At 44.3% G+C, this 20,342-nt stretch carries 15 protein-coding genes; 5 read left to right on the top strand and 10 right to left on the bottom strand.

Going from position 1 to position 20,342, the window contains the following annotated elements; all coding sequences use genetic code 11:
* Window positions 1-445 precede the first annotated feature (445 nt).
* Entirely contained in the window at window positions 446-2,290 is a 1,845-nt protein-coding gene (locus AACT42_RS17555; RefSeq protein WP_094133517.1) for an ABC transporter ATP-binding protein, read from the top strand.
* A 97-nt stretch (window positions 2,291-2,387) separates the two neighbouring features.
* Window positions 2,388-3,092 (top strand): DUF445 domain-containing protein, encoded by a 705-nt coding sequence (locus AACT42_RS17550; protein WP_013868329.1) that lies wholly within the window; start codon window positions 2,388-2,390, stop codon window positions 3,090-3,092.
* 86 nt (window positions 3,093-3,178) lie between these two features.
* Here AACT42_RS17550 and AACT42_RS17545 read toward each other — a convergent pair whose 3' ends face one another.
* Window positions 3,179-3,934, bottom strand: a complete 756-nt coding sequence (locus AACT42_RS17545) for a phosphatase PAP2 family protein (RefSeq protein ID WP_094133516.1) — start codon at window positions 3,932-3,934, stop codon at window positions 3,179-3,181.
* Between the two features lie 308 nt (window positions 3,935-4,242).
* Window positions 4,243-6,120, bottom strand: a complete 1,878-nt coding sequence (locus AACT42_RS17540) for a PhoX family protein (RefSeq protein ID WP_094133515.1) — start codon at window positions 6,118-6,120, stop codon at window positions 4,243-4,245.
* Window positions 6,121-6,562: 442 nt separating this feature from the next.
* Here AACT42_RS17540 and AACT42_RS17535 point away from each other — a divergent pair, with 442 nt between their 5' ends.
* Window positions 6,563-7,123, top strand: a complete 561-nt coding sequence (locus tag AACT42_RS17535; RefSeq protein ID WP_047688797.1) for a hypothetical protein — start codon at window positions 6,563-6,565, stop codon at window positions 7,121-7,123.
* Between the two features lie 23 nt (window positions 7,124-7,146).
* On the top strand, window positions 7,147-8,715 hold the full coding sequence (locus tag AACT42_RS17530) for a methyl-accepting chemotaxis protein (protein ID WP_176429058.1): 1,569 nt from the start codon (window positions 7,147-7,149) through the stop codon (window positions 8,713-8,715).
* Between the two features lie 117 nt (window positions 8,716-8,832).
* On the opposite strand, the gene AACT42_RS17525 is transcribed toward AACT42_RS17530, so the two are convergent.
* The 7 genes from AACT42_RS17525 to AACT42_RS17495 form a co-directional block, all read right to left on the bottom strand.
* Complete coding sequence (locus tag AACT42_RS17525; protein ID WP_094133513.1) at window positions 8,833-9,669, bottom strand: arginase family protein; 837 nt, start codon at window positions 9,667-9,669, stop codon at window positions 8,833-8,835.
* Between the two features lie 6 nt (window positions 9,670-9,675).
* The gene (locus AACT42_RS17520) at window positions 9,676-10,410 is read right to left on the bottom strand and encodes an IclR family transcriptional regulator (protein ID WP_010316838.1); all 735 of its coding nucleotides are present in this window, start codon (window positions 10,408-10,410) and stop codon (window positions 9,676-9,678) included.
* A 161-nt stretch (window positions 10,411-10,571) separates the two neighbouring features.
* Window positions 10,572-12,458: a methyl-accepting chemotaxis protein gene (locus AACT42_RS17515; protein ID WP_094124805.1), complete on the bottom strand. Its 1,887-nt coding sequence runs from the start codon at window positions 12,456-12,458 to the stop codon at window positions 10,572-10,574.
* Between the two features lie 325 nt (window positions 12,459-12,783).
* Window positions 12,784-13,641: a hypothetical protein gene (locus tag AACT42_RS17510; RefSeq protein WP_094133512.1), complete on the bottom strand. Its 858-nt coding sequence runs from the start codon at window positions 13,639-13,641 to the stop codon at window positions 12,784-12,786.
* The gene (locus tag AACT42_RS17505; RefSeq protein ID WP_088729359.1) at window positions 13,641-14,504 is read right to left on the bottom strand and encodes an ABC transporter ATP-binding protein; all 864 of its coding nucleotides are present in this window, start codon (window positions 14,502-14,504) and stop codon (window positions 13,641-13,643) included. Before AACT42_RS17505 ends, AACT42_RS17510 begins: the two co-directional genes overlap by 1 nt.
* Entirely contained in the window at window positions 14,501-14,872 is a 372-nt protein-coding gene (locus AACT42_RS17500) for a GntR family transcriptional regulator (RefSeq protein WP_026028428.1), read from the bottom strand. Before AACT42_RS17500 ends, AACT42_RS17505 begins: the two co-directional genes overlap by 4 nt.
* Window positions 14,873-15,066: 194 nt before the next feature.
* On the bottom strand, window positions 15,067-17,613 hold the full coding sequence (locus tag AACT42_RS17495) for a glycosyl hydrolase family 18 protein (protein WP_094133511.1): 2,547 nt from the start codon (window positions 17,611-17,613) through the stop codon (window positions 15,067-15,069).
* Between the two features lie 475 nt (window positions 17,614-18,088).
* On the opposite strand from AACT42_RS17495, the gene AACT42_RS17490 reads away from it, so the two are divergent.
* Entirely contained in the window at window positions 18,089-18,712 is a 624-nt protein-coding gene (locus AACT42_RS17490) for a DUF2057 family protein (RefSeq protein WP_176429068.1), read from the top strand.
* 64 nt (window positions 18,713-18,776) lie between these two features.
* On the opposite strand, the gene AACT42_RS17485 is transcribed toward AACT42_RS17490, so the two are convergent.
* Entirely contained in the window at window positions 18,777-20,162 is a 1,386-nt protein-coding gene (locus tag AACT42_RS17485; RefSeq protein WP_017043564.1) for an SLC13 family permease, read from the bottom strand.
* Between the last annotated feature and the right edge of the window lie 180 nt (window positions 20,163-20,342).

Raw genomic sequence — 20,342 nt, 5'->3', positions numbered from 1 at the left:
TTTTGGGTTATTTCATCGAATAACTCCTATTAATTACTGAGAAAACTACTTTTCACATTAAAAATTACGGCAAAATCCTCATCACACCTACAAATATTCACCATTATTCAAAAAATATTCACAGTAAAAACTCACTTAAAAGTAACGCAACTCGTTTATGGTTCTCTTATCGTCGATAACGATATTTTACTCGCTTCATTTTTTCATCCGATGGACGTTACTGACCATTCGAGCCGATGCTTGCTGCATTAACCACCGTATTAATCAGGCGCCGTTTTCTAGAGCCAAGCGCGAAAAGTAATCCGCCACTTATGTTGTGATTTCGTTATACTTCTGTTCAGCTTACTCCATCATTTGCTCCCCTTATAGGAGTTCAACGTTAGATTCTCGCGTTCTAGGCTTTTGGTCTCTCATACTTTAGCGAGAATTGGCATAAGGATTTTCGATGTATAAAAAATTTGAAAGCTTTACCCAAGCCTTTCCCAAAGAGGAACCCAAACAGCCTCCTGCGACCTTATGGGCCTTTTGTCGTTACTACACGCGCGGCTTTGAAAAACCACTCATTTTAATGGCGTTAATCAGCACGTTAATTGCCGTTGTTGAAGTATCACTGTTCGGTTTTATGGGCCAACTGGTGGATTGGCTCTCATCCAGTAACCCAGAGACTTTCCTAACTGAGAACCGAGACACCTTGATCGGTTTATCTATTTTAGTACTCGTGATCATGCCACTTTTGATTGGCATCTATTCACTGTTGATCCACCAAACTATGCTCGGCAATTATCCCATGTCGATCCGTTGGTTAGCGCACCGTTATCTGCTCAAACAAAGCCTCTCTTTTTACCAAGATGACTTTGCGGGAAGAATTGCCACTAAAGTAATGCAAACGGCGTTATCCATCCGCGAAACAGTGATGAAGACCTTGGATGTGTTTGTCTATGTGTCAGTCTATTTCACTGCGATTGTGGTGATGTTGGCGCAAGCAGACTGGCGTTTAATGGTGCCGATGCTCGTCTGGCTCGCGGCCTACATTTGTATTCAACTTCACTTTGTACCACAGCTTAAAAAAGTAGCATCAGAACAAGCCGATGCTCGCTCAACCATGACGGGGCGCATTGTCGATAGCTACACCAATATTGCCACGGTCAAATTGTTCTCACACACCCGCCGAGAAACCGACTATGCCGAACAAGGCATGGAGAGCTTTTTAGACACGGTTCACCGCCAAATGCGTTTAGTGACTGGTTTTAACCTGTGCGTTGAACTCGCCAACTATATTTTGGTGTTCGTGATTGCGGCGACTTCGATTTATCTATGGATGCAGAGTGCCATCAGTATTGGTGCAATCGCGATTGCGATCAGCCTTTCATTGCGCATTAATGGCATGTCGAAATGGATCATGTGGGAAGTCGGTGCGCTCTTTGAAAACATGGGCACAGTCGTGGATGGCATGAAAACCCTCTCGAAACCGATCACCATTGAAGATAAACCCAACGCAAAACCGTTGCAGGTTGCACAAGGTGGCATCGAATTTGATGACGTGAGTTTCCACTATGGCGAGAATAAAGGCGTTATTAACCATTTAAACCTGACCATTAAACCGGGTGAAAAAGTGGGCTTAGTAGGGCGTTCTGGCGCTGGGAAATCGACTTTAGTCAATTTACTACTTCGTTTTCATGATGTTGAAGGTGGGCAAATTCGTATCGATGGGCAAGCGATCAATGACGTCACCCAAGATTCATTGCGCAGCAAAATTGGTATGGTGACGCAAGATACTTCACTGCTGCATCGCTCGATCCGCGATAACATTTTGTATGGCAACCCTGATGTAAGTGAGGAACAACTGCTGCAAGCCACCCGACAGGCACACGCGCATGAGTTTATCGAAACACTCACCGACCCATTTGGTAACCTAGGCTATGATGCGCAAGTGGGCGAGCGCGGCGTAAAACTGTCTGGCGGCCAGCGCCAGCGAATTGCTATTTCCCGCGTGCTGTTAAAAGATGCGCCACTATTGGTACTCGACGAAGCCACATCCGCACTCGACTCCGAAGTGGAAGCGGCAATTCAAGAGAGCTTAAATGAGCTGATGCAAGGCAAAACCGTGATTGCCATTGCTCACCGTTTATCAACCATTGCCGCAATGGACAGGTTGATTGTACTCGATAAAGGTAACGTCGTTGAGCAAGGCACACACCAAGAGTTGATCGCTCAAAACGGCATTTATGCACACCTATGGGCGCACCAAACGGGTGGCTTTATCGGTTGCGACGACGTTGAGATTGCTTAATGGTTTATCAACGGAGTTTGCGCTCCGTTGATGCTTCCACAATTGACTCTTTTTCCTTAGAATTCGCCCATTCCCTTTATTTAACTAGATTTGGATTATGAACAAGAGCTTACTCACTAATATCATTGCGCTAGCGCTCCTTGCAGCGGGCTATCAACTGGATAACACCATTGCGCTGTATGCGGGCTTATTTGCCTTTTCTGGCGCAATCACCAACTGGCTTGCGATTCACATGCTGTTTGAAAAAGTGCCCGGACTATATGGCTCGGGTGTGATACCTGCTCGCTTTGAAGAGTTCAAAACCGCAATCAAGAGCCTGATGATGGAGCAATTTTTCACTCAGTCCAATATTGACCGCTTCCTCAGTAAAGAGATGACGGGCAGTAAAACGTTGGATCTTGAGCCTGTGATTGCCAAAGTTGACTTCAACCCAACCTTTGATTCTTTGGTCGAAGTGATTGCAAACTCTCCATTTGGCGGCATGCTGGCGATGTTTGGTGGAACCGACGCGCTACAACCACTCAAGCAACCGTTTGTCGAAAAAATGCAGCAATCTATGATTGATATCAGCCAAAGCGATAGCGTTAAACAAGCGCTCAAAGAGCAGTTAGAAGCTCCTGAGATGATTGAAGAGATCACCGCTAACATCGAAAACATCATCGATCAACGTCTCAATGAACTCACGCCTAAATTGGTGAAAGAGATGGTACAGAAGATGATTAAACAGCACCTTGGCTGGTTGGTTGTTTGGGGTGGAGTATTCGGTGGTTTGATTGGTGTGGCTTCCTCCTTCTTTGCCTGATTGCCGTTACTTATGTGATTGAATGTGATTACAAAAAAGCCAGCACGTTTAAATGTGCTGGCTTTTTTATGATGACTCGTGACCCGTTAACAGAGATGAAGGCGCGTTAATAACGGTTTTAATTTAGGATGATCTAAGGGATACACTTTGGGTATCACAAGGTAAATCATGCTGACAAACAGCAAGGAGCCGTATAAATCAACCGGACGATGCATCCCTAACCATAAGCGGCTAAAGGAGACCCCACAGGCCCAAAGCAGTAGACCCGCCGCAAAAACATAGCGCTTTTGTTCAATAAACAGGCCACCAAAGAAAGCCAGACAAATAGCAGCGAAGATCGTATGGCCAGAAGGAAATGAATAGTCCTTTTCACCCTGCCAATGACGTAAACGCCAGTCACTGACTTGGGTTGCGATGTCGGTCATCACACTTTCTTTTTGTAATTCACTCAATTTATAAAAATGCGCAGGGTTTGGGATAAGTAACTCATACGTCATTAATTCGGTGTATGGACGAGGGCTCTCTGTCAGATGTTTTAAACCCGTTTTGGCAGCCATACCAATCACCAATAACAAGCCAATTTGAATAATGCGGTTAAGCAGTTCAATGCGGGAAGTCGCTTTCCGTGTTGCCAAAAAAGCCAACAAAGCAAAGGTAAAGCCAAAACCTTGCCAACCAGCCGAATCGGTTAAATAGGTAAAAAATGCACCGACGTCCTCGCTCACTGGCGTGCTCAAATCAATCGAAGACCCAACCAATGAGATGGGAACTAACAGCAACGAGAACAAGGCTAAGAGTACTAAGCCCGATTTTTTCATTTGGATTTGCTTTTTCACGCTCAATAGACACCGCTGGATTATTGAAGATCAGCATAATAACGGACGACACGCAAAGAACGTATCAAGCAATTGTCAATTTGAGGGAAAATAATCGCCCCGATCTCACCCTTTTTACTTATTTTCCTGACACAAAGAGTTCATACATAACGTGTAGGAAAGGCAAACCATGTCCTGCCTAACCGAAACAACGTCTTCTTTCGTGCAAGATAGAAGGCGCCAAGACCGTGAATGGATGATGGCAACAGCGTTGACCGACAGCAGGAATGTTAAAAAGGGAGCCGCAGCTCCCTTCAGAGGAAAATGATCAGGGCTTATGCGCCAATCACCCCGCCGTCTTCACGAGTGATCATCATAATTGTCGAACGCGGCTTGGTGGTTCCGCCGTATGGGAAATGCGATGGCGCTTCATCTTCCCCAGGGTGTTGAACGCCAACAAACATGGTTTTTTGATCCGGTGAAAAAGTTAACCCTGTTATTTCACAAGCAATCGGCCCAGTTAGGAAACGTTTCACTTCACCAGTAATTGGATCCCCGCACAACATTTGGTTGTTGCCTTGCCCAGCAAAATCCCCTTTGTTGGAATAGTTGCCATCGGTTTGAATCCACAAGCGACCCGCTTTGTCAAAGCCGATACCATCAGGGCTGTTGAACATGTTGTCTGCTGAGATATTGTCGCTGCCCGCATAGAGATCGCCTTTATGTACCGTTGGGTTGCCCGCAATCAAGTACAGATCCCATGCGAACACAGTGCTAGTGTGATCCTCATTGACTGGCATCCAGCGCAGAATCTGGCCATAGTTATTCTTAGTGCGAGGGTTGGGACCACCAACAGGTTGCCCCTCTTTACCTCGGTTTTTATTGTTGGTCAGTGTACAGAACACGTGCTTATTATCAGGGTGAATCGCAACCCATTCAGGACGATCCATTGTCGTAGCACCCACTTGAGTCGCTGCGCGGCGAGCAAAAATCATCACTTCTGCTTGGTCCTTAAAGCCATTTTCTGGCGTTAAACCATTTTTACCAAAGGTCAGTTCAAGCCATTTTCCCGAGCCTTTCAGTTCTTTCTCATTCATATCAAACTTAGCGACAAAGAGGGTTCCTTCTTCTAATAAATTGCGATTCGCCGCATCGTTACCAGCTTGGTAGCGATTTTTTGAAACGAATTTGTATAGATGTTCACCGCGTTCATCATCCCCCAGATAGACCACAGCATGGCCATCTTTGTTGAGAGTAAGCGCCGCATTTTCATGTTTGAAACGGCCTAACGCCGTGCGTTTAAGTGGCGTTGATGTTGGATCGTTCGGATCAATTTCCACCACCCAACCAAAGCGGTTTGGCTCATTGGGGTTTTTCGCAACGTCAAAACGCTCATCATGTTGGTGCCATTGATAATCACTGGGTTTAGCTTCAATACCATAACGCTTATGATCAGCCGTTAACTTCACGCCATCTTGGTTACTACCAAAGAAATCATCAAAGTTCTCCTCACACGTTAAGTATGTCCCCCACGGCGTTTGACCATTCGCACAATTGTTAAAAGTTCCCAGTGGATTTAAGCCCTTAGGATCAGTGGCGGTTTTCATTAGCGTATGGCCTGCAGCTGGCCCAGTGAGCAGCATTGGTGTGTTTGCCGTGATTCGACGGTTACGCTTCCCTGCGCGGTCAACCGTCCACTGGCCATTTTTGTTCATCACTTCAACGACAGTAACGCCGACCGCAGCTTGCGCTTTACGCACATCATCTGCTGTCATCGATTTACCTTTGTGATCAAACAAGTATTCGTAGTTGGTGTATTCATTATTAATCGCAAGTACACCGCGATCATCCGAAATTGGGAAGAAGCTCATGCCATCAGTGTTATCACCAAATTGAAGCTCTTGTGCTCGTGAATCTTGTTTACCACTTTGGTCAAACTCAGGAGCATCAACAGAAATGGGGTCACCCCATGAAATCAACGGGGTCGCTTTATACCCTTTAGGAACAATGATGGCATCTGCCGTTGAGACAGGAATGGCTTCAAAGTTGAGCAGTGAAGAGCTCGACTTTGCCGCCACAGCCTTAGCAACTGGATTTAAAGATAAAAACGCGCCTGCACTGACTGCCGCACTACCCGCCATAAAACGGCGGCGAGAGAGTCTCGCTTCGATCATTTCACTAAATTGAGACTCTTGCTCATCACGCTTCCACATGTTTGCTCCTTGACTTTACTTGTCTTGTTATTGGATTTTGCAAGCAGCTTAGCGGTCTATCGTGACAAATAAGTTAAATTTACATTGCTTAACGGTGACAGTGAGTTAAAAAATAAAATCTATGCGTTAGCTAAATAAGCCATTCAGCACAGCAGGCTCACCACAAGTATCACTCCAAAATCGATATTTTCTAACCGACCTCGTCGAGAAAACAATACAACCGGCACCGCCATCAAGCTTGTCAATTGTCAAAACGGATAGTTTTTTGTTTTGTTTGGCAAGAGATGAATATTCATTTGATCATGCGCTCAAATCACACCTATTTTTTTACAGTTTTCTATTCTTAAACTAGGCTCAAAGTGCATATGGATGAATATAAACATCTAAGATCACTACATACCTTATACACAACGCAAAATACCTAACTCGACTGGAGTCTGTTATGAAATATTTTATTTGCCTGATCGCTTGTTTCTCCTTTTCCTCCTTTGCTAATGAGTTTGAAGGGGCGCTAAAAAACTTCATTGATACCAAGGTGGCTGAAATCATTGCTAATCCCGTTTTAATCCAAGCCATTAATGCTCAAAACGCTCAACACGCGAACCTAACTCAAATGCAAATTGATCAACTCGACAAGGATTGGCGTAGCCAAGTGGGCCAAACCGATGCTCCACTGATCAACAAACTGCTCTCTTCCCCCGCATCTTCTGAACTTAAATCGATTCAACAAGCTAGCAACGGGCTAATTACGGAGATCTTTGCTATGGATAACAAAGGGCTGAATGTCGCCCAAAGCGAGATTACTTCTGACTACTGGCAAGGAGATGAGGAAAAGTGGCAAGACACCTACCTTAAAGGTCCAAGCGCATATCTAATTGGTGAGATAGAAGAAGATGAGTCGACCCAAATGTTTCAGTCACAGATAAGCCACAGCGTGGTTGACCCTAGCTCAGGGAAAGTGATTGGTGCCATCACCATCGGCGTTAACGTAGAAGCTCTTTAACTCATTGATCAGGATTACTCTATATGAGACTTAGTATTAGTCGGTTGGTAGTGGCAAGTGCGTCGCTACTTAGCGTTGTATCGCTGATTGCTATTTCCTATGCTCTATGGTCGAAAAGTGCCACAGTGATGTACTCGCTGAGCGCTCAAACTTATCAACAAATGGCGGCTTCTCTAGCTGAAAACGTCGCCACTTCGGTGCGCTTTAACAAAGTAGAGAGCTTGGAAGAGCGGGTTAAAGTCGCTGTCGATAGCAGCAATAAGGAACTCAAACATATAGCAGTTTTCCTTGCAGATGGATCTTTATTCTATCAATTAAATGAGAAGTCCGTATCTCCTAGCGGAGTCAATATAAAAAATGCACTGACCCAAGCATCAACCAACGCCATCATTATTGAACAAAACACACAACACGTGATCATCATCAACCCATTAACATCGGGCAAGGAAGCAAAATTGGTGGGTTACTTAGTTACTCAGTGGCAATTTGACAAGGTCAATGCCATTTCCAAGGAACTGGGGCTATGGGCCATTTCAATTGGCATAACCTTCGTGTTGATTACTTTTATTGGCTTGTTTTTTATTTTGAGGAGCGCTCTACTGCATCCTTTAAATCAGCTGAAAAACTTATGTGAATCATTGGCTTCTGGTCGGTGCGACCTCAAGCAACGAATTCCATTTAACAAAGATAACGAGTTAGGTGACCTTGCCACAGCAATCAATATGTTCATTGAAAAAGTGGAACATACCTTCCACCCTATTGAACAAAACATCTGCGATGTCACTGATGTTACGAAAGCTGTTGAACGACAAGTGAAGCAGCTAGAACACAATATCAATGGTCAGCAGCGGGAAATTGCGCAATCAGTACAAATTGGTGAAGGTGCTCGGCAAAGCATTGCGTCAGTCACTGAGAATATCAATACTGCGTCGCTGTCTTTACAACAAGCCGTTATTTCTGGGCAAGAAAGTCAACAACAACTTAAACATGCATTAAGTGAAAATGAAAACCTAGCAGAAAAGTCACAAGTAACAGCAAAAACCGCTGAGAGCCTAAATGCCCAGGTTGAAAAAGTCACCGATATCTTACAGATCATCCGTACGATCGCTGATCAAACAAACCTGCTTGCGCTCAATGCGGCCATTGAAGCGGCTCGCGCGGGTGAGAATGGTCGCGGGTTCGCCGTCGTGGCAGACGAAGTGCGTAACCTAGCGGAAAAAACATCCTCTTCAACCAACCAAGTGGAAGAGATCCTTACCGTGCTTAGTAACTTTTCGAAAGACTTGATCGGCTACATGGGGGAAAGTGTCAATGCATCAATGAGTTGCGTTGAAGCAATTGAAAGTAGTAACGAGTTAGTCAGCCAAGCGATCAAGGATGTTAATCAAGCGAATAACGCCAACCACTTAGCGGTCAATTCATCTGATGAGCAACTGTCACATGTTGAAGATTTGCTAACGCAACTGAGCAATCTCAATCAACATTCAATCGAACTACTTAATGACAGCAAAGTGATGAGTGATTGTAGTAAAGAGCTCTTCCAAAAAGCACAAGCCACTTCATTATCACTCAGCAAATTTAGTGCTCATTAACCTAATACTAAAAACCGAACAACACACTTAGCATACTTCAAATAGTTGAGTTCCATAAAACAAAAACCCCAGACAGCTGGGGGTTTTTGTTTGGTATATATGATAATCAATATGTCACTACGCAGCGTGGATCACATCTGGCGATAAAGCACATAGCTCATCTAAAATTTCTTTGGTCTGCTTAGAATAAATCAATTTATCCTTCGCCCCCACCAGTTGGATAAGCTTTACCTTGCCCGAAAGCGCACATTGCCTTAACGTTCTTAGTACCATTTGGTTATCTAACGCGTTGTTCTCATCAACCCCCACTCCCGGAACTAAAGAGGCTAAATCAATCGTCACGATCAGTTGATCACAATGCTCTATGTAGTGACCTAATTGGCTTTTTAGTTGATTACGATGACGAAAACCGCACTCATTCAGCGTTAACCAATCACAGCCTAAATCTTCTGCATACTCCCACACTTGGTTGGATTGATGCATTTCATCAATTCCAATACAAAATAGGCGCGTATTGTTATAGCGAGAGAGTGCAAAATGAAATGCAGAGCCAACTTGTAGGTCCAGCGTTTGTTTCAGCTCAAAATGATGTCCGATACTCACAATACCAACTTCGTCATTCTCAAAAGCCATCACTGGCAATGCATTGAGCAGCATTTCGTGACAATTCGCTAGTACGACAGGCACTGAGCTCAGTGCTAATTGATGACTCAAGGTGTCTTGAAAACGGGTGGCATTTTTATCTTTGACGACTATATGTCCCGCATCAGAGTAACAAGGCGTGGATTGACTCTGATAGAGCCAATCTGATGCAAATTCAAGGCTCTGCTGAGCAAATTCAAACTCTACTTGAGACATTGGCTTTATCTGTTCACAGAGTGTCATGAACGTGAATGGATAAGCGGGTTGGCTATGTGTACGACTCATACGGTAGCGTTTGAATAAACTTAGCATTATGAATTACCTTTCTGGTGGCAACGCTCTTGCTGCCTGTAATACATGTAAAATGATCCGCTGCTTGTTGGTTTCAACACGATGGGCTGGAGCCATCACTGAAATTGCGCCGATCAACTTACTCCCTTTCATTACAGGGGCACTAATTCCGGAAACACCAGGATCAATCTCTGACGTGCTCACGGCGTACCCATTACGACGTATTTTTTCCAACTCTGTCTGCCATTTTTCCATTTGGTGGTCTTCACCAAAATAACGAAGAATTTTTTCACAGCGCGGAGCGGGTAAATACGCCAACATCACTTTAGATGAGGCACCTCGAAGCAGGGGTTGACTTTGACCCTGGACGAAGCTGCATCGAAGTGCCTGCATACTTTCTTTTTGGCTAACGCACAAGGCTCGGTATCCCACCGGAACCATGTATGCCGCCATTTCGCCTGTCTGTTTCTGTAATCGACTTAACACCGCATCGACTGCATCTAAATTGTGTTGACTCGTTTCATAACTGCGCATTAAAAGTAGAGCCGCCGAACCGATGATCAACGTTTTGTCGTGTGGGCTCTCTTCGATCAAGTTCCACTCTTTCAAAATCTTCAGATGTCGGTACAAACTACTCAGCGGAACTTGCAATTGTTCGCTCAAGGTTTTCGCTGATACTGGCTCTTCATTTACCGCCACTTGCATCAATAATTGCAGTGACTTTTCATTAACTTGGCTGGCCGATAATTTCGTTTCGTTCATGTTTTCTTTTTAGCCTCATTTATTCCACGCCTCAACTATGATTCTTATATATCGAGAATTTAAGATTAATAACAGACTTGCTTTCTCATTAGGTGAGAAAACATAACAATCTGATCAAAAAAAGGCTCCGCAGAGCCTTTTGAACAAAAAAGAAACAACCGTTACGCTAATTTAAATGTCGCTACTTTTGCACTCAGCTCTTCCGCTTGCTGCTTGAGTTCATTGGATTGGCTCAAGCTATCTTCTGCACCAATGACCAGTTGCTCCGTCACATCCTTGATAGAAGTAACATTTTGTGTAATTTCACTAGTCACATGCGTTTGCTCTTCGGCTGCCGTCGCAATTTGCGTCGCCATATCACTGATCAAGGCAACCGCTGCTTTAATTTCTTCAAGCGCACCGGATGCTTTATCGGCATCTTCCACGGAGTTCTCAGCGAGCGTTGAGCTGCTTTGCATCAACGATACCGCACGTTTAGTGGTTTCTTGCAGGGTATCAATGGTTGATTTTATCTCTTCGGTAGAAGTATGGGTGCGCTGAGAAAGCACACGAACTTCGTCTGCTACCACGGCGAAACCTCGGCCTTGCTCACCGGCTCGCGCAGCTTCAATAGCCGCATTCAGCGCAAGTAAGTTGGTTTGTTCTGCAATGCCTTGAATGGTTGCCAGTACGGTCGAAATCTCTTGCGCGTGTTGGTTTAGTGCGGCAATCACGCCACTGGCCTCACTCACTGATTTTGCCAAGTTATTGATCGAGCCTTTGGTATGAATCACCAAGGCATGTCCATTGTTGGTGCTGGTTGCCGAGTCTTGCGCCGCTTTTGCCGTTTGCTCTGCGTGAGAGGCTATCTCTTGCGTTGCCGACGCCATTTCAGTGACCGCAGTAGCGACCATCACAATTTCTTGCTGCTGGTGACTAAGCTCTGATGCCGATTGATTAGCGCGATGCGCGCCATGTTCTGATTGCGCTTCCAATTGATGAGACTGGTGACGAATATGGCCAATAAGTTGTTGTAAACTTTCCACAAAGGTATTGAAGTTTCTGGCCAATTCACCTACTTCATCGCTGTTCTCTACTTCAATACGTTGGGTTAAGTCACCACTACCGTTTGCAATTTGTGCCAACGCTTGAGAAACATTATTCAAAGGACGGAACAAAATATTACACAATAAGTTGAACAGCAGAGTACAGAGTATGACCACAACGGCAGTAACAATGAGCTGGCTGAAGGTAGCTTCAGATAAAGGTGCGATGAGCGAATCGTGATTGATGACCACAACAGTACTGAGATTCGTTCCGTTGATGCTTCGAGCGTAGAGAACATACTCCTCACCTCGAATATCCACCAATAAATCGCTGCTTTTCGCAATCGCTTGGCGGATATCAGCGAAATTTAAACCCAGATCAGAAACACTTTTATTGAGCAGCTTAGTATCACTATGGGTAAAAATATTGCCTTTATCGTTAGCAATAAACATATATCCCTCACCCGGCAAAATAACTTGCTTCATGCTGTTGAGGATGTCAGTAATTTCTACGTCGGCGCCTAAAACGACTTGTTGGCCATTTAAATTCAGTGCCTTACCTAATGAAACCACATTAGCGCCCGTTGCCGCAGCAACGGTTGGGTTATCCATAAACACTTTTGATGGGTTTGCTTTAGCGTTTGTATACCAGCCCCATTTGCGCGGATCATCGTTCCCCGGCGGCAAGATGACACCATTAGCGTTGTTTTGCGAACCGTCGGGGTAAGCAAGAAATACGTTGTCAAACGCTGCAGAATCTCGAACTTGTTTTAAATGTGTCACGATGGCTTGTTTCTCGGCATCTTGCGACAGCGAGGTTAAAGCACGCTCTTTCGACAGTAACCAGTCCGTCACATACTGATTATAAGAAGCGGTGGTACTTTGTAATCGTTGTTCAACATCAATATCTAATCGCTCCAGTGCAGCTCGATACGACAATGCTTCAACGAGTAATCCCCCAAGAATAATGGCAGCGCTGGCTGAAATCGCCAGTTTGTTTTTTAACGACATTTTTTTAAACATAGGTAGACCTATTTGTAATAGTAATTTAACTCAAACCGATAGAATTCTCGATCAATTGGACATTATAATTTCAAGCCTCAAAATAAAACTTGAAGCGGTCCACGTCTTTGTCATTGCTCACAAAGGACTACAAAATAGCATAGTGCATTTAACACATTTATATCATGTGAGTCAGAGAGTTGATTACTCATCACTTTGGAACTAACTTCTAATTTTGAGTGAATTTTTTGGTCTAACCTTTTCTAGCCTCGCCATAGTAACCGCAGGAAATAGGCGAAAAAAAAGAGAACAAACGCTCTCTTTTTGACCACAATTAACCAGAAACTTATCGGGTCAACAGTGACTTCAATGAAAGTTCATCAGTACTATAGAGCTTGTGGCTAATCCAGTAACTGGCGATACCAATCATGATATACACAAATAAATTACCCCAACCAGCACCTTCAAAAGCCGTGAACATGTTTGAAGAAGTCATTAACTGCAACGGCAAGTTGAAAATCGCGTGGTAAAACTCCCCTACAATGTCAGAATTCAGCATAACAATCGAGATCCATTTAAGTGCGAAACCGCCCACGAACATCACAAGGATCGGCGAATTAAATATCTGTGAAATAACTAAAGTAAAGCAGGCTAATGGCAGGATCGTCACAGCAATCACCCACATGATACTGAGGTAATTCAACCAGTGTTGAACGGCATATCCTAGAGAACGTTGTTCAAATAGTAGGGCTAAACGGTTTTCTGTCGCTAAGTTAAGCCCCCACAGCAGAACGTCCGCACAAATGACTAACACGGAACAGACCACAGGAATTACAAATAAGCCAAACCCCAGTTTCACTATGTGGGTCATATTGTTCGTCACTGGCATGCTGCGCCAGAACATCGAGCTTCCCTCTTTACGCTCCTTGCGGAATGTTCTGGGGAAATAGAGTGAACTGAGCATTAGCGAAATAAAACCAACAAGCATGATGATAAAGGTGTTGAAATCATCCACAAATTCGATATGGACATCACTGATGTCGCCACCAAATTCCATCTCAAAAAACAGGTTGTGTTGCAGTGTATTGTTCATTAACAAACTGATGAACAATAGGATTCCGCATACCAATAGAAACAAAGGAATACGCGTAACATTTTTGTTTTCAATCAGCTCTTTTTCAAGCATATAAATACTGGGGTGCATTATGCGCTCTCCTTCTGCAAGGCAAGAAATAGTTCAGCAAGTTTTACACTGTAAATAGAACCAAGCCCTTCAACGGCTTGACGGTGTTCTGAAGTCAACAACCACTTTGTTGTTCCTAAGCTTGGCTGAGATGCCAAAGGACGATAGGTTTGGATAACGTCTTGATGTGCGTTACTGGCCTCTAGAACAAAATACCCTTGTGTAATCGCCTCCATTGAGTCTTGCAGCACGACCTTACCTTGTTTCAAGATCAGCACATCCGTTAGCAAATGTTCAATTTCCGATACTTCATGACTAGCAATAATCAAGGCACGCTCACCATCATGGAACCATTCGAGTAAGTGACGATAGAAGGTATCACGGTAGATTAGGTCCAAACCAAGAGTTGGCTCATCCAAAATCAGCACTTTGGTATCGGTGGCAATCACAATGGCTAAATGCAGTTGTACTTTCATCCCTTTTGATAAGGTACGAATTTTACTTGATAAACGAATGTTGGTTTGTGCAAGGACTTGTGTGGCCTTGTCTAACGAGAAACTGGGATGCACGCCTGACGTATAACGCAAAATTTGTTTAACCGTCATCCAATCTGGCAACACATTGACGTCTGAAATGTAGGAAAGATGCGCCATCACTTGCGCATGTTCCGTAATCGGATTTAAGCCCTGGATCAAAATGTCACCTTGATAATGGTGAGCACCGAGCAACGACTTAATTAAAGTCGACTTGCCCGCACCATTATGTCCGAGCAAACCGAGCACCTGTCCTGCGTAGAGCTTAAAGCTCACATTCTGCAGAGCTTCCGACTCGGCATGCTTTGCGTACTGTTTAGATACACCGTTGACTTCGACTAATGGATTCATTGGTCACCTTCAATATGCTGTTGTAGTTGGTTGATAAAATCCTCAAGCGGCATCGCCAATAGCTTGAGTGTTTGTGCAATTTCTGGGATCTGTTGCTCTAAAAAGTGCTGCTTTTGTTTCGCCTGTAATTGCGCTAGCGCTCCTTTCGCGACATACATACCTTGACCTCGTCTTTTTTCAACAATGCCTTCGTCAACAAGCAGTTGATAGCCTTTCATGACAGTTAAGTGATTGATTTTCATATCTGCCGAAACGGTTCTTACCGAAGGCAACGCACTATCTTCTAGCCAAATACCTTGTAGGATCTGCTCGGTAATTTTGTCGGCTAGCTGACGGAATATGGGTTGGTTATCTTGCCAATCTGTCACAATTTTATACCGATATAGTGTTATACACATATATAACACTAAAGCAAAAATATTGAATTGCAAGTGATGAATGAAAAAACATAGAAAAACGCACAAAAAAGCCTCGTGTTAGAACGAGGCTTGAAGTCATTGTTTGCAATAAAAAGTTTATTAAAACCCGTTAGCTTATTGAGGTAACTGGTTTATTAAAGCAATCAGCTTGTTGGGCAACTCGCAGGGCCAATATCTTTCCATACTCCCCACACACCAGTAGTCGATGGGTTTTCGCCAGTTGTCCACCACTTGGCTTCCCATACTTTACCAGCCCAAGAAACTTGTTGACCGCCAGTATAAACCGCTGATTTATCCCACAAGTTACTGCAAGTGTCACCACCAGAATCTTTCTTCGCCACGATAAGCGATGCACTTGCAGAGGCCGCCGCTTTACCATCACTGACAGTTACAGTGAAGCTTAGCGTGGTGTCTTGTGTATACTCAGGAGCAACAAACGAAACACTCGCACCTTGAATGGTTGCATTTAGGCCTGTAGGTACATCCCATACGAAAGTTAAGGTGTCTTGATCGACGTCACTTGAAGCGGAAGCGTCCACCACCACAACCTCACCAGCACTGGCATTGCTTGGCGCAGTAATCACCGCCACTGGTGGCGTGTTCACAGGCTCAGTTGCTTTAGGTTTGACCGTTACAGTCACAACATCAGAAGCCGTTGCGCCTTTGTTATCTGTGACCGTCAACTTGAACGTCAGCGTTTGTACTTGTACCACTTCGGCCGCGTCAAAACTGGCTCGTGCAGAATTAGCGTTTACTAAGCTCACTGCTGTGCCCGCCGTTTGCTGCCACACGTAACTGACAATAGTGCCATCACTGTCTTTTGATGCACCGCCATCAAGAACAACACTCACCGGACCAACCACCGATTGATCAACACCTGCATTTGCAGTGGGCACGCGGTTCGCGGGGGGTGTAGTACCTCCTCCTGCTAAGCTTTCATGCATCGCATTTAGGATGTCACCATTATCAGCGTCAATCTCCCAAGAGAACAACCCGGCCAAACCAAGGTTTCGAGCATAGGCGCCTTTGGCTTTGATTGAACGGTTATCGTCAAAAGTAACCAGTTGGCCCGTTGTACGATTCCAAACCCAAGGTGCTTCAGCTTGTGCATCGTATCCATATTCAAAGCCATTAATACCGGTATTATTAGCCCCTAACATGAATGATTTGATGCCTTTATAGTCAATCACACCCGCTTCCCACACGCCTTGCGCGGAAGTGCCTTTCAATTTTCCGTTACCTACCCCTGTCATCGGGTCGGTTGGATCACTTAATGAAGCCGGCATCACCCCTTCCCAGCCACGGCCATACATAGCCGCACCTAAGACTAACTTATTAGCAGGGACACCCTGTGCTAGCAGTAACTGGATACCGTTATCCGCCGTATAAGCTGGGCCTTTATAAGGTTCGCCATTTTCATCTACTCCTTTCCCATCACACTGACCAGGGCGCATGAATGATCCGCAGTAAAGCGCGGTTTGGTGGCCTAATACGTTATTCCAACCGCCATAAAAGTCATAAGTCATGGCAAAGATGTAATCCATATATTGAATGGCTTCGCCATAATTAACATCTTCAATCTTGTCATGACCAACACCAATTGCTGACGTGAGCTCATAAGTACGACCAGTTTCCGATTGCAATTCATCAAGCATGGCACGCAGTTCACGCATTAACGCAATGTACGCAGGGCCATCATTGACTGGGTCACCGCGATCCGCCGCTTGACCACCACCACCGGGATATTCCCAGTCGATATCAACGCCGTCGTAGAATTTCCAAGTGGTTAGGAATTTCTTCACTGAAGCAACAAAAGTATCGCGATTGGCCTTGTTGGTAAAATCAAAAAATGGGTCAGAGAGTGTCCAGCCACCAATAGAAGGAAGGATCTTGAGGTCTGGATTACGCTGTTTGAGCGCCATCAACATGGCATAGTTGCCCTTGATCGGAGAGCTGTATTGGTGACCCGCTTGCGGGAAACTCTTTTGATAGGCCGCCCAAGGGTCATGGATCACCACTTCGTAATCATTCACCCCATTACATGCGGTCATCAACGCGTTGTAGCTGTTTCCACCAACGGATTTCAATGATTCGTTAGGGCCACAAATTGGAATGAAGCCGTATAGAATATGCGTCAGATTATCAGCCGGGATGTTATCTACCGTATATTTCCGGTCATAGATGCCCCACTCAACAAAGTAGGTTCCAACCACCGTATCTTTATCGGTCGTGTAAGTCTTGTTATTGGGATCAATATTCATCACCAAAGGTTTGAGATGTGAGCCATCGGTATCGGCAATTGTTATCTCAACGGGTGCACTTTTGCTGCAACCTGTCGCGTCGCAAGCTTCGATTGTCATTTGGTAAACACCACCTTGTGCATAACTGAAGTTTGCGGTGGTTTGGCTGCCAGTGATTGGGCCTGTCGCGACCTGTGCGCCATCAAAATAGATTTTATACGTGTTGCCCGTTGTACCACTCCATTGGTTAAACTTAACGGCAATCGGCGCTTGGTCATAATATTTGACCATTTGGTTATAACCAGCCGTGCTTTCCATGGCTAATTCAACTTTAGAAAACTGTAGATTATTCGACCCATAGATATCGACGCTAGGGGTTGCTGGTGCTGCCATTGCCGTGCCCGAAAGAGCCATTGCAATACTTGCGGCGCACAAAGTAATACGATTCATACCTAATATCTCTCATTTCTGAATGTTTCACTTACATTTAAGCAAGCTGCTCTTCTGATAAGGCATTGAAGAACATCCATTTCAGTATTTACAAGACTTATTTTTTTTAGCAAAAAAATAAAAACGCTTTTCGAGTCATCGTTAAAATTTTGTTATGGGGATTCACCGTGTTACATCTTAAAAGCAATTCTGAGTCAGGAATTCAGAATTTTGACAAAGCAAAGCAGGTAAATTTAATTTTTTACGCTAATTAAGGCCTTTGAAGAAGACTAAATGGCATAATTTAAAATTAAGAGAATGACATTATCACGTGACTAACGATCTGATAATATTGACGAATGCATGACGCATGCCTCGCACTAAAGATGTTACATTTCAATGAAAATTAGTCACTTATGCCGTTGAGAACTTGCTTTTACAACCAACTATCGGCAACCTCTACTCTATTGCTTGCAAGGATAAAATAATGAACCTAATTAAACCGGCTTTATGTACATTAACCATGATCTTTAGTGCCTCTGTATTGGCTAATATCACTCTTGAAATTCCAGACACCATTAACTTATTAGCGGTGAATGGTCAGAAGCCAGAAACCTCTGGCAGTCTATTCTCCTCAGCGAAAAGCCTTGAACTGGCCGATGGTGAACAACAAATCGTCTTCAAATACGCACCCTATTTTACGCAAGGGAATGACCGCGTGATTATCGAAAGCGATGCAGTCATTGCCACATTCACCGCAAAGGATGCAAAACTGAACTTTGCCATGCCTGAATACCGTGATGCGCATAGAGCAGAGAAAGAGATTAAAACAATGCAATGGTCACTGATTGACCAAGCAGGTCAATCACTAGAGATAAAGCAAGACCGCCTTCTTAAAGAGGGATACCAAGTAGGTCGTGACTATATTCGCGAAGCAAATGACTATAATCGCGCAGGAGGTATTGCGGCTATTGGCATGACGGATGTTGCTATGCTGCAAAATGAACTCGCTCAGTCAGGAAATGTACAAAACGCCGCCGAAGAAATGCTGCATTTTTGGTACAACAAGGCTGATGAGAAAACGCAAGCGCGCTTTAAAGAATTCGTTAACCAACAGTAATAACATCTCAATATGAGCTCTCTGAATTGAGAGCTCATTAGTATTGAAGTAGTTTGTGCTTAGCTTACCAGAACAGCATCGCAATCATGGTCAGCAAGCCAATACAAGCAATATTTAACATCATACCCACTCGCATCATCTCACTTTGCTTAATGTGTCCAGAGGCAAACACTATCGCATTGGGTGGCGTCGCAACGGGCAACATAAATGCACAAGAAGCCGCAATAGCAATCAATACAGATAGAATCACGGGTGAGATACCAAAGGCTTCAGCAACACTGGCAAACACCGGAATAAGCAGCGCTGCACTGGCTGTATTACTCGCGAATTCCGTTAGGAACACCACGAAAACAGCAATCACGAATACAATAAAGAACAGACCTAAATGAGAGATCAGGGCACTTAGTTCATTGGCTAGGAAAACGCTGGTTCCCGTTTGCTTAAGTACGTTGCTCAAGCAAATACCGCCACCAAACAGCAGTAATACCCCCCAATCTGCCGTTTTTTCTACATCTTTCCAGTGCACCACTCGGGCAAAATTGACCAAAACAATCGCACCCAGCGCAACCAGAGTATCAAAGCTCGCAAAACCACCCAGCATGGCATTGACTGGTTTGCTAAATATCCAACAAAAAACCGTTAATGCGAAAATACCAAGCGTGACGACTTTACCTTTATCCCAAGTAACAGGTTCATAATTAAGCTCGAACTCTCCATTAAGATCCGGTTTTAATGCGAAATATAAAATAGTAATCGCAATGGGCAGCATAATCGCCGCCGTTGGAGCACCAAATTTCATCCAATCTGTAAATGAAAGACCAACCTCAGCCGCGGCAATCGCGTTAGGAGGGCTTCCTACGATGGTTGCGATACCACCAATGCTGGCGCTGTAAGCAATACCTAACAGCACAAAAACATAGGTCGAATGACCACGGTCTTTATCCACTTTGCTGAGCACTCCAAGCACAAGCGGTAGCATCATCGCAGCGGTGGCGGTGTTACTGATCCACATTGAAAGCGCGGCAGTCACACCAAACAACATGAATACCGCAACGCTCATTTTCCCGCGCGCCATGATAAGAACTTTATCGGCAATAACTTTATCCAGCCCCTGCCGATGCATAGCAGCAGCCAATGCGAATCCACCTAAAAATAGGAAGATAATCGAGTTAGCAAAGTTATTGAGCGCCGTTTGGGTGTTGAAAACACCAAAAACGATGGCCATGATAGGCACAAGAATGGCAGTGACCGTGACATGTAAAGCTTCCGTTAACCACAGCACAGCAATAAATGCCAGCATACTAATGCCCAAAGCGACATTAGAATCAACAGGTAAGGCATTGTACAGGACAAAAAACAGGACAATATCGGCTAGGATGATAAGGCTGTTGCGGTTAAAAAACCATTCTCGGGTGTTGGAGGGTAAAGGGACACTATCGTTTCTATTCATTATTATTTTTCCTTATGAGGGCCTACTGGCAACAATATGATCACACATATTCAAACAAGGAGATAATAATTATTGCGAAATTGTTAACCTTATCAAGACTATGGTTAACAATTTAACACTTTGAAATAAATGGAAAACTATTGGTTAAATTACGCCCATCCAATTACGGCTTCAAATTAA

The organism is Vibrio sp. V15_P4S5T153 (assembly GCF_963874485.1).
Lineage (GTDB): Bacteria > Pseudomonadota > Gammaproteobacteria > Enterobacterales > Vibrionaceae > Vibrio > Vibrio anguillarum.
The sequence above is the reverse complement of the archived record's forward strand: the minus strand, read 5'-3'. Positions and strand labels throughout refer to the sequence as shown.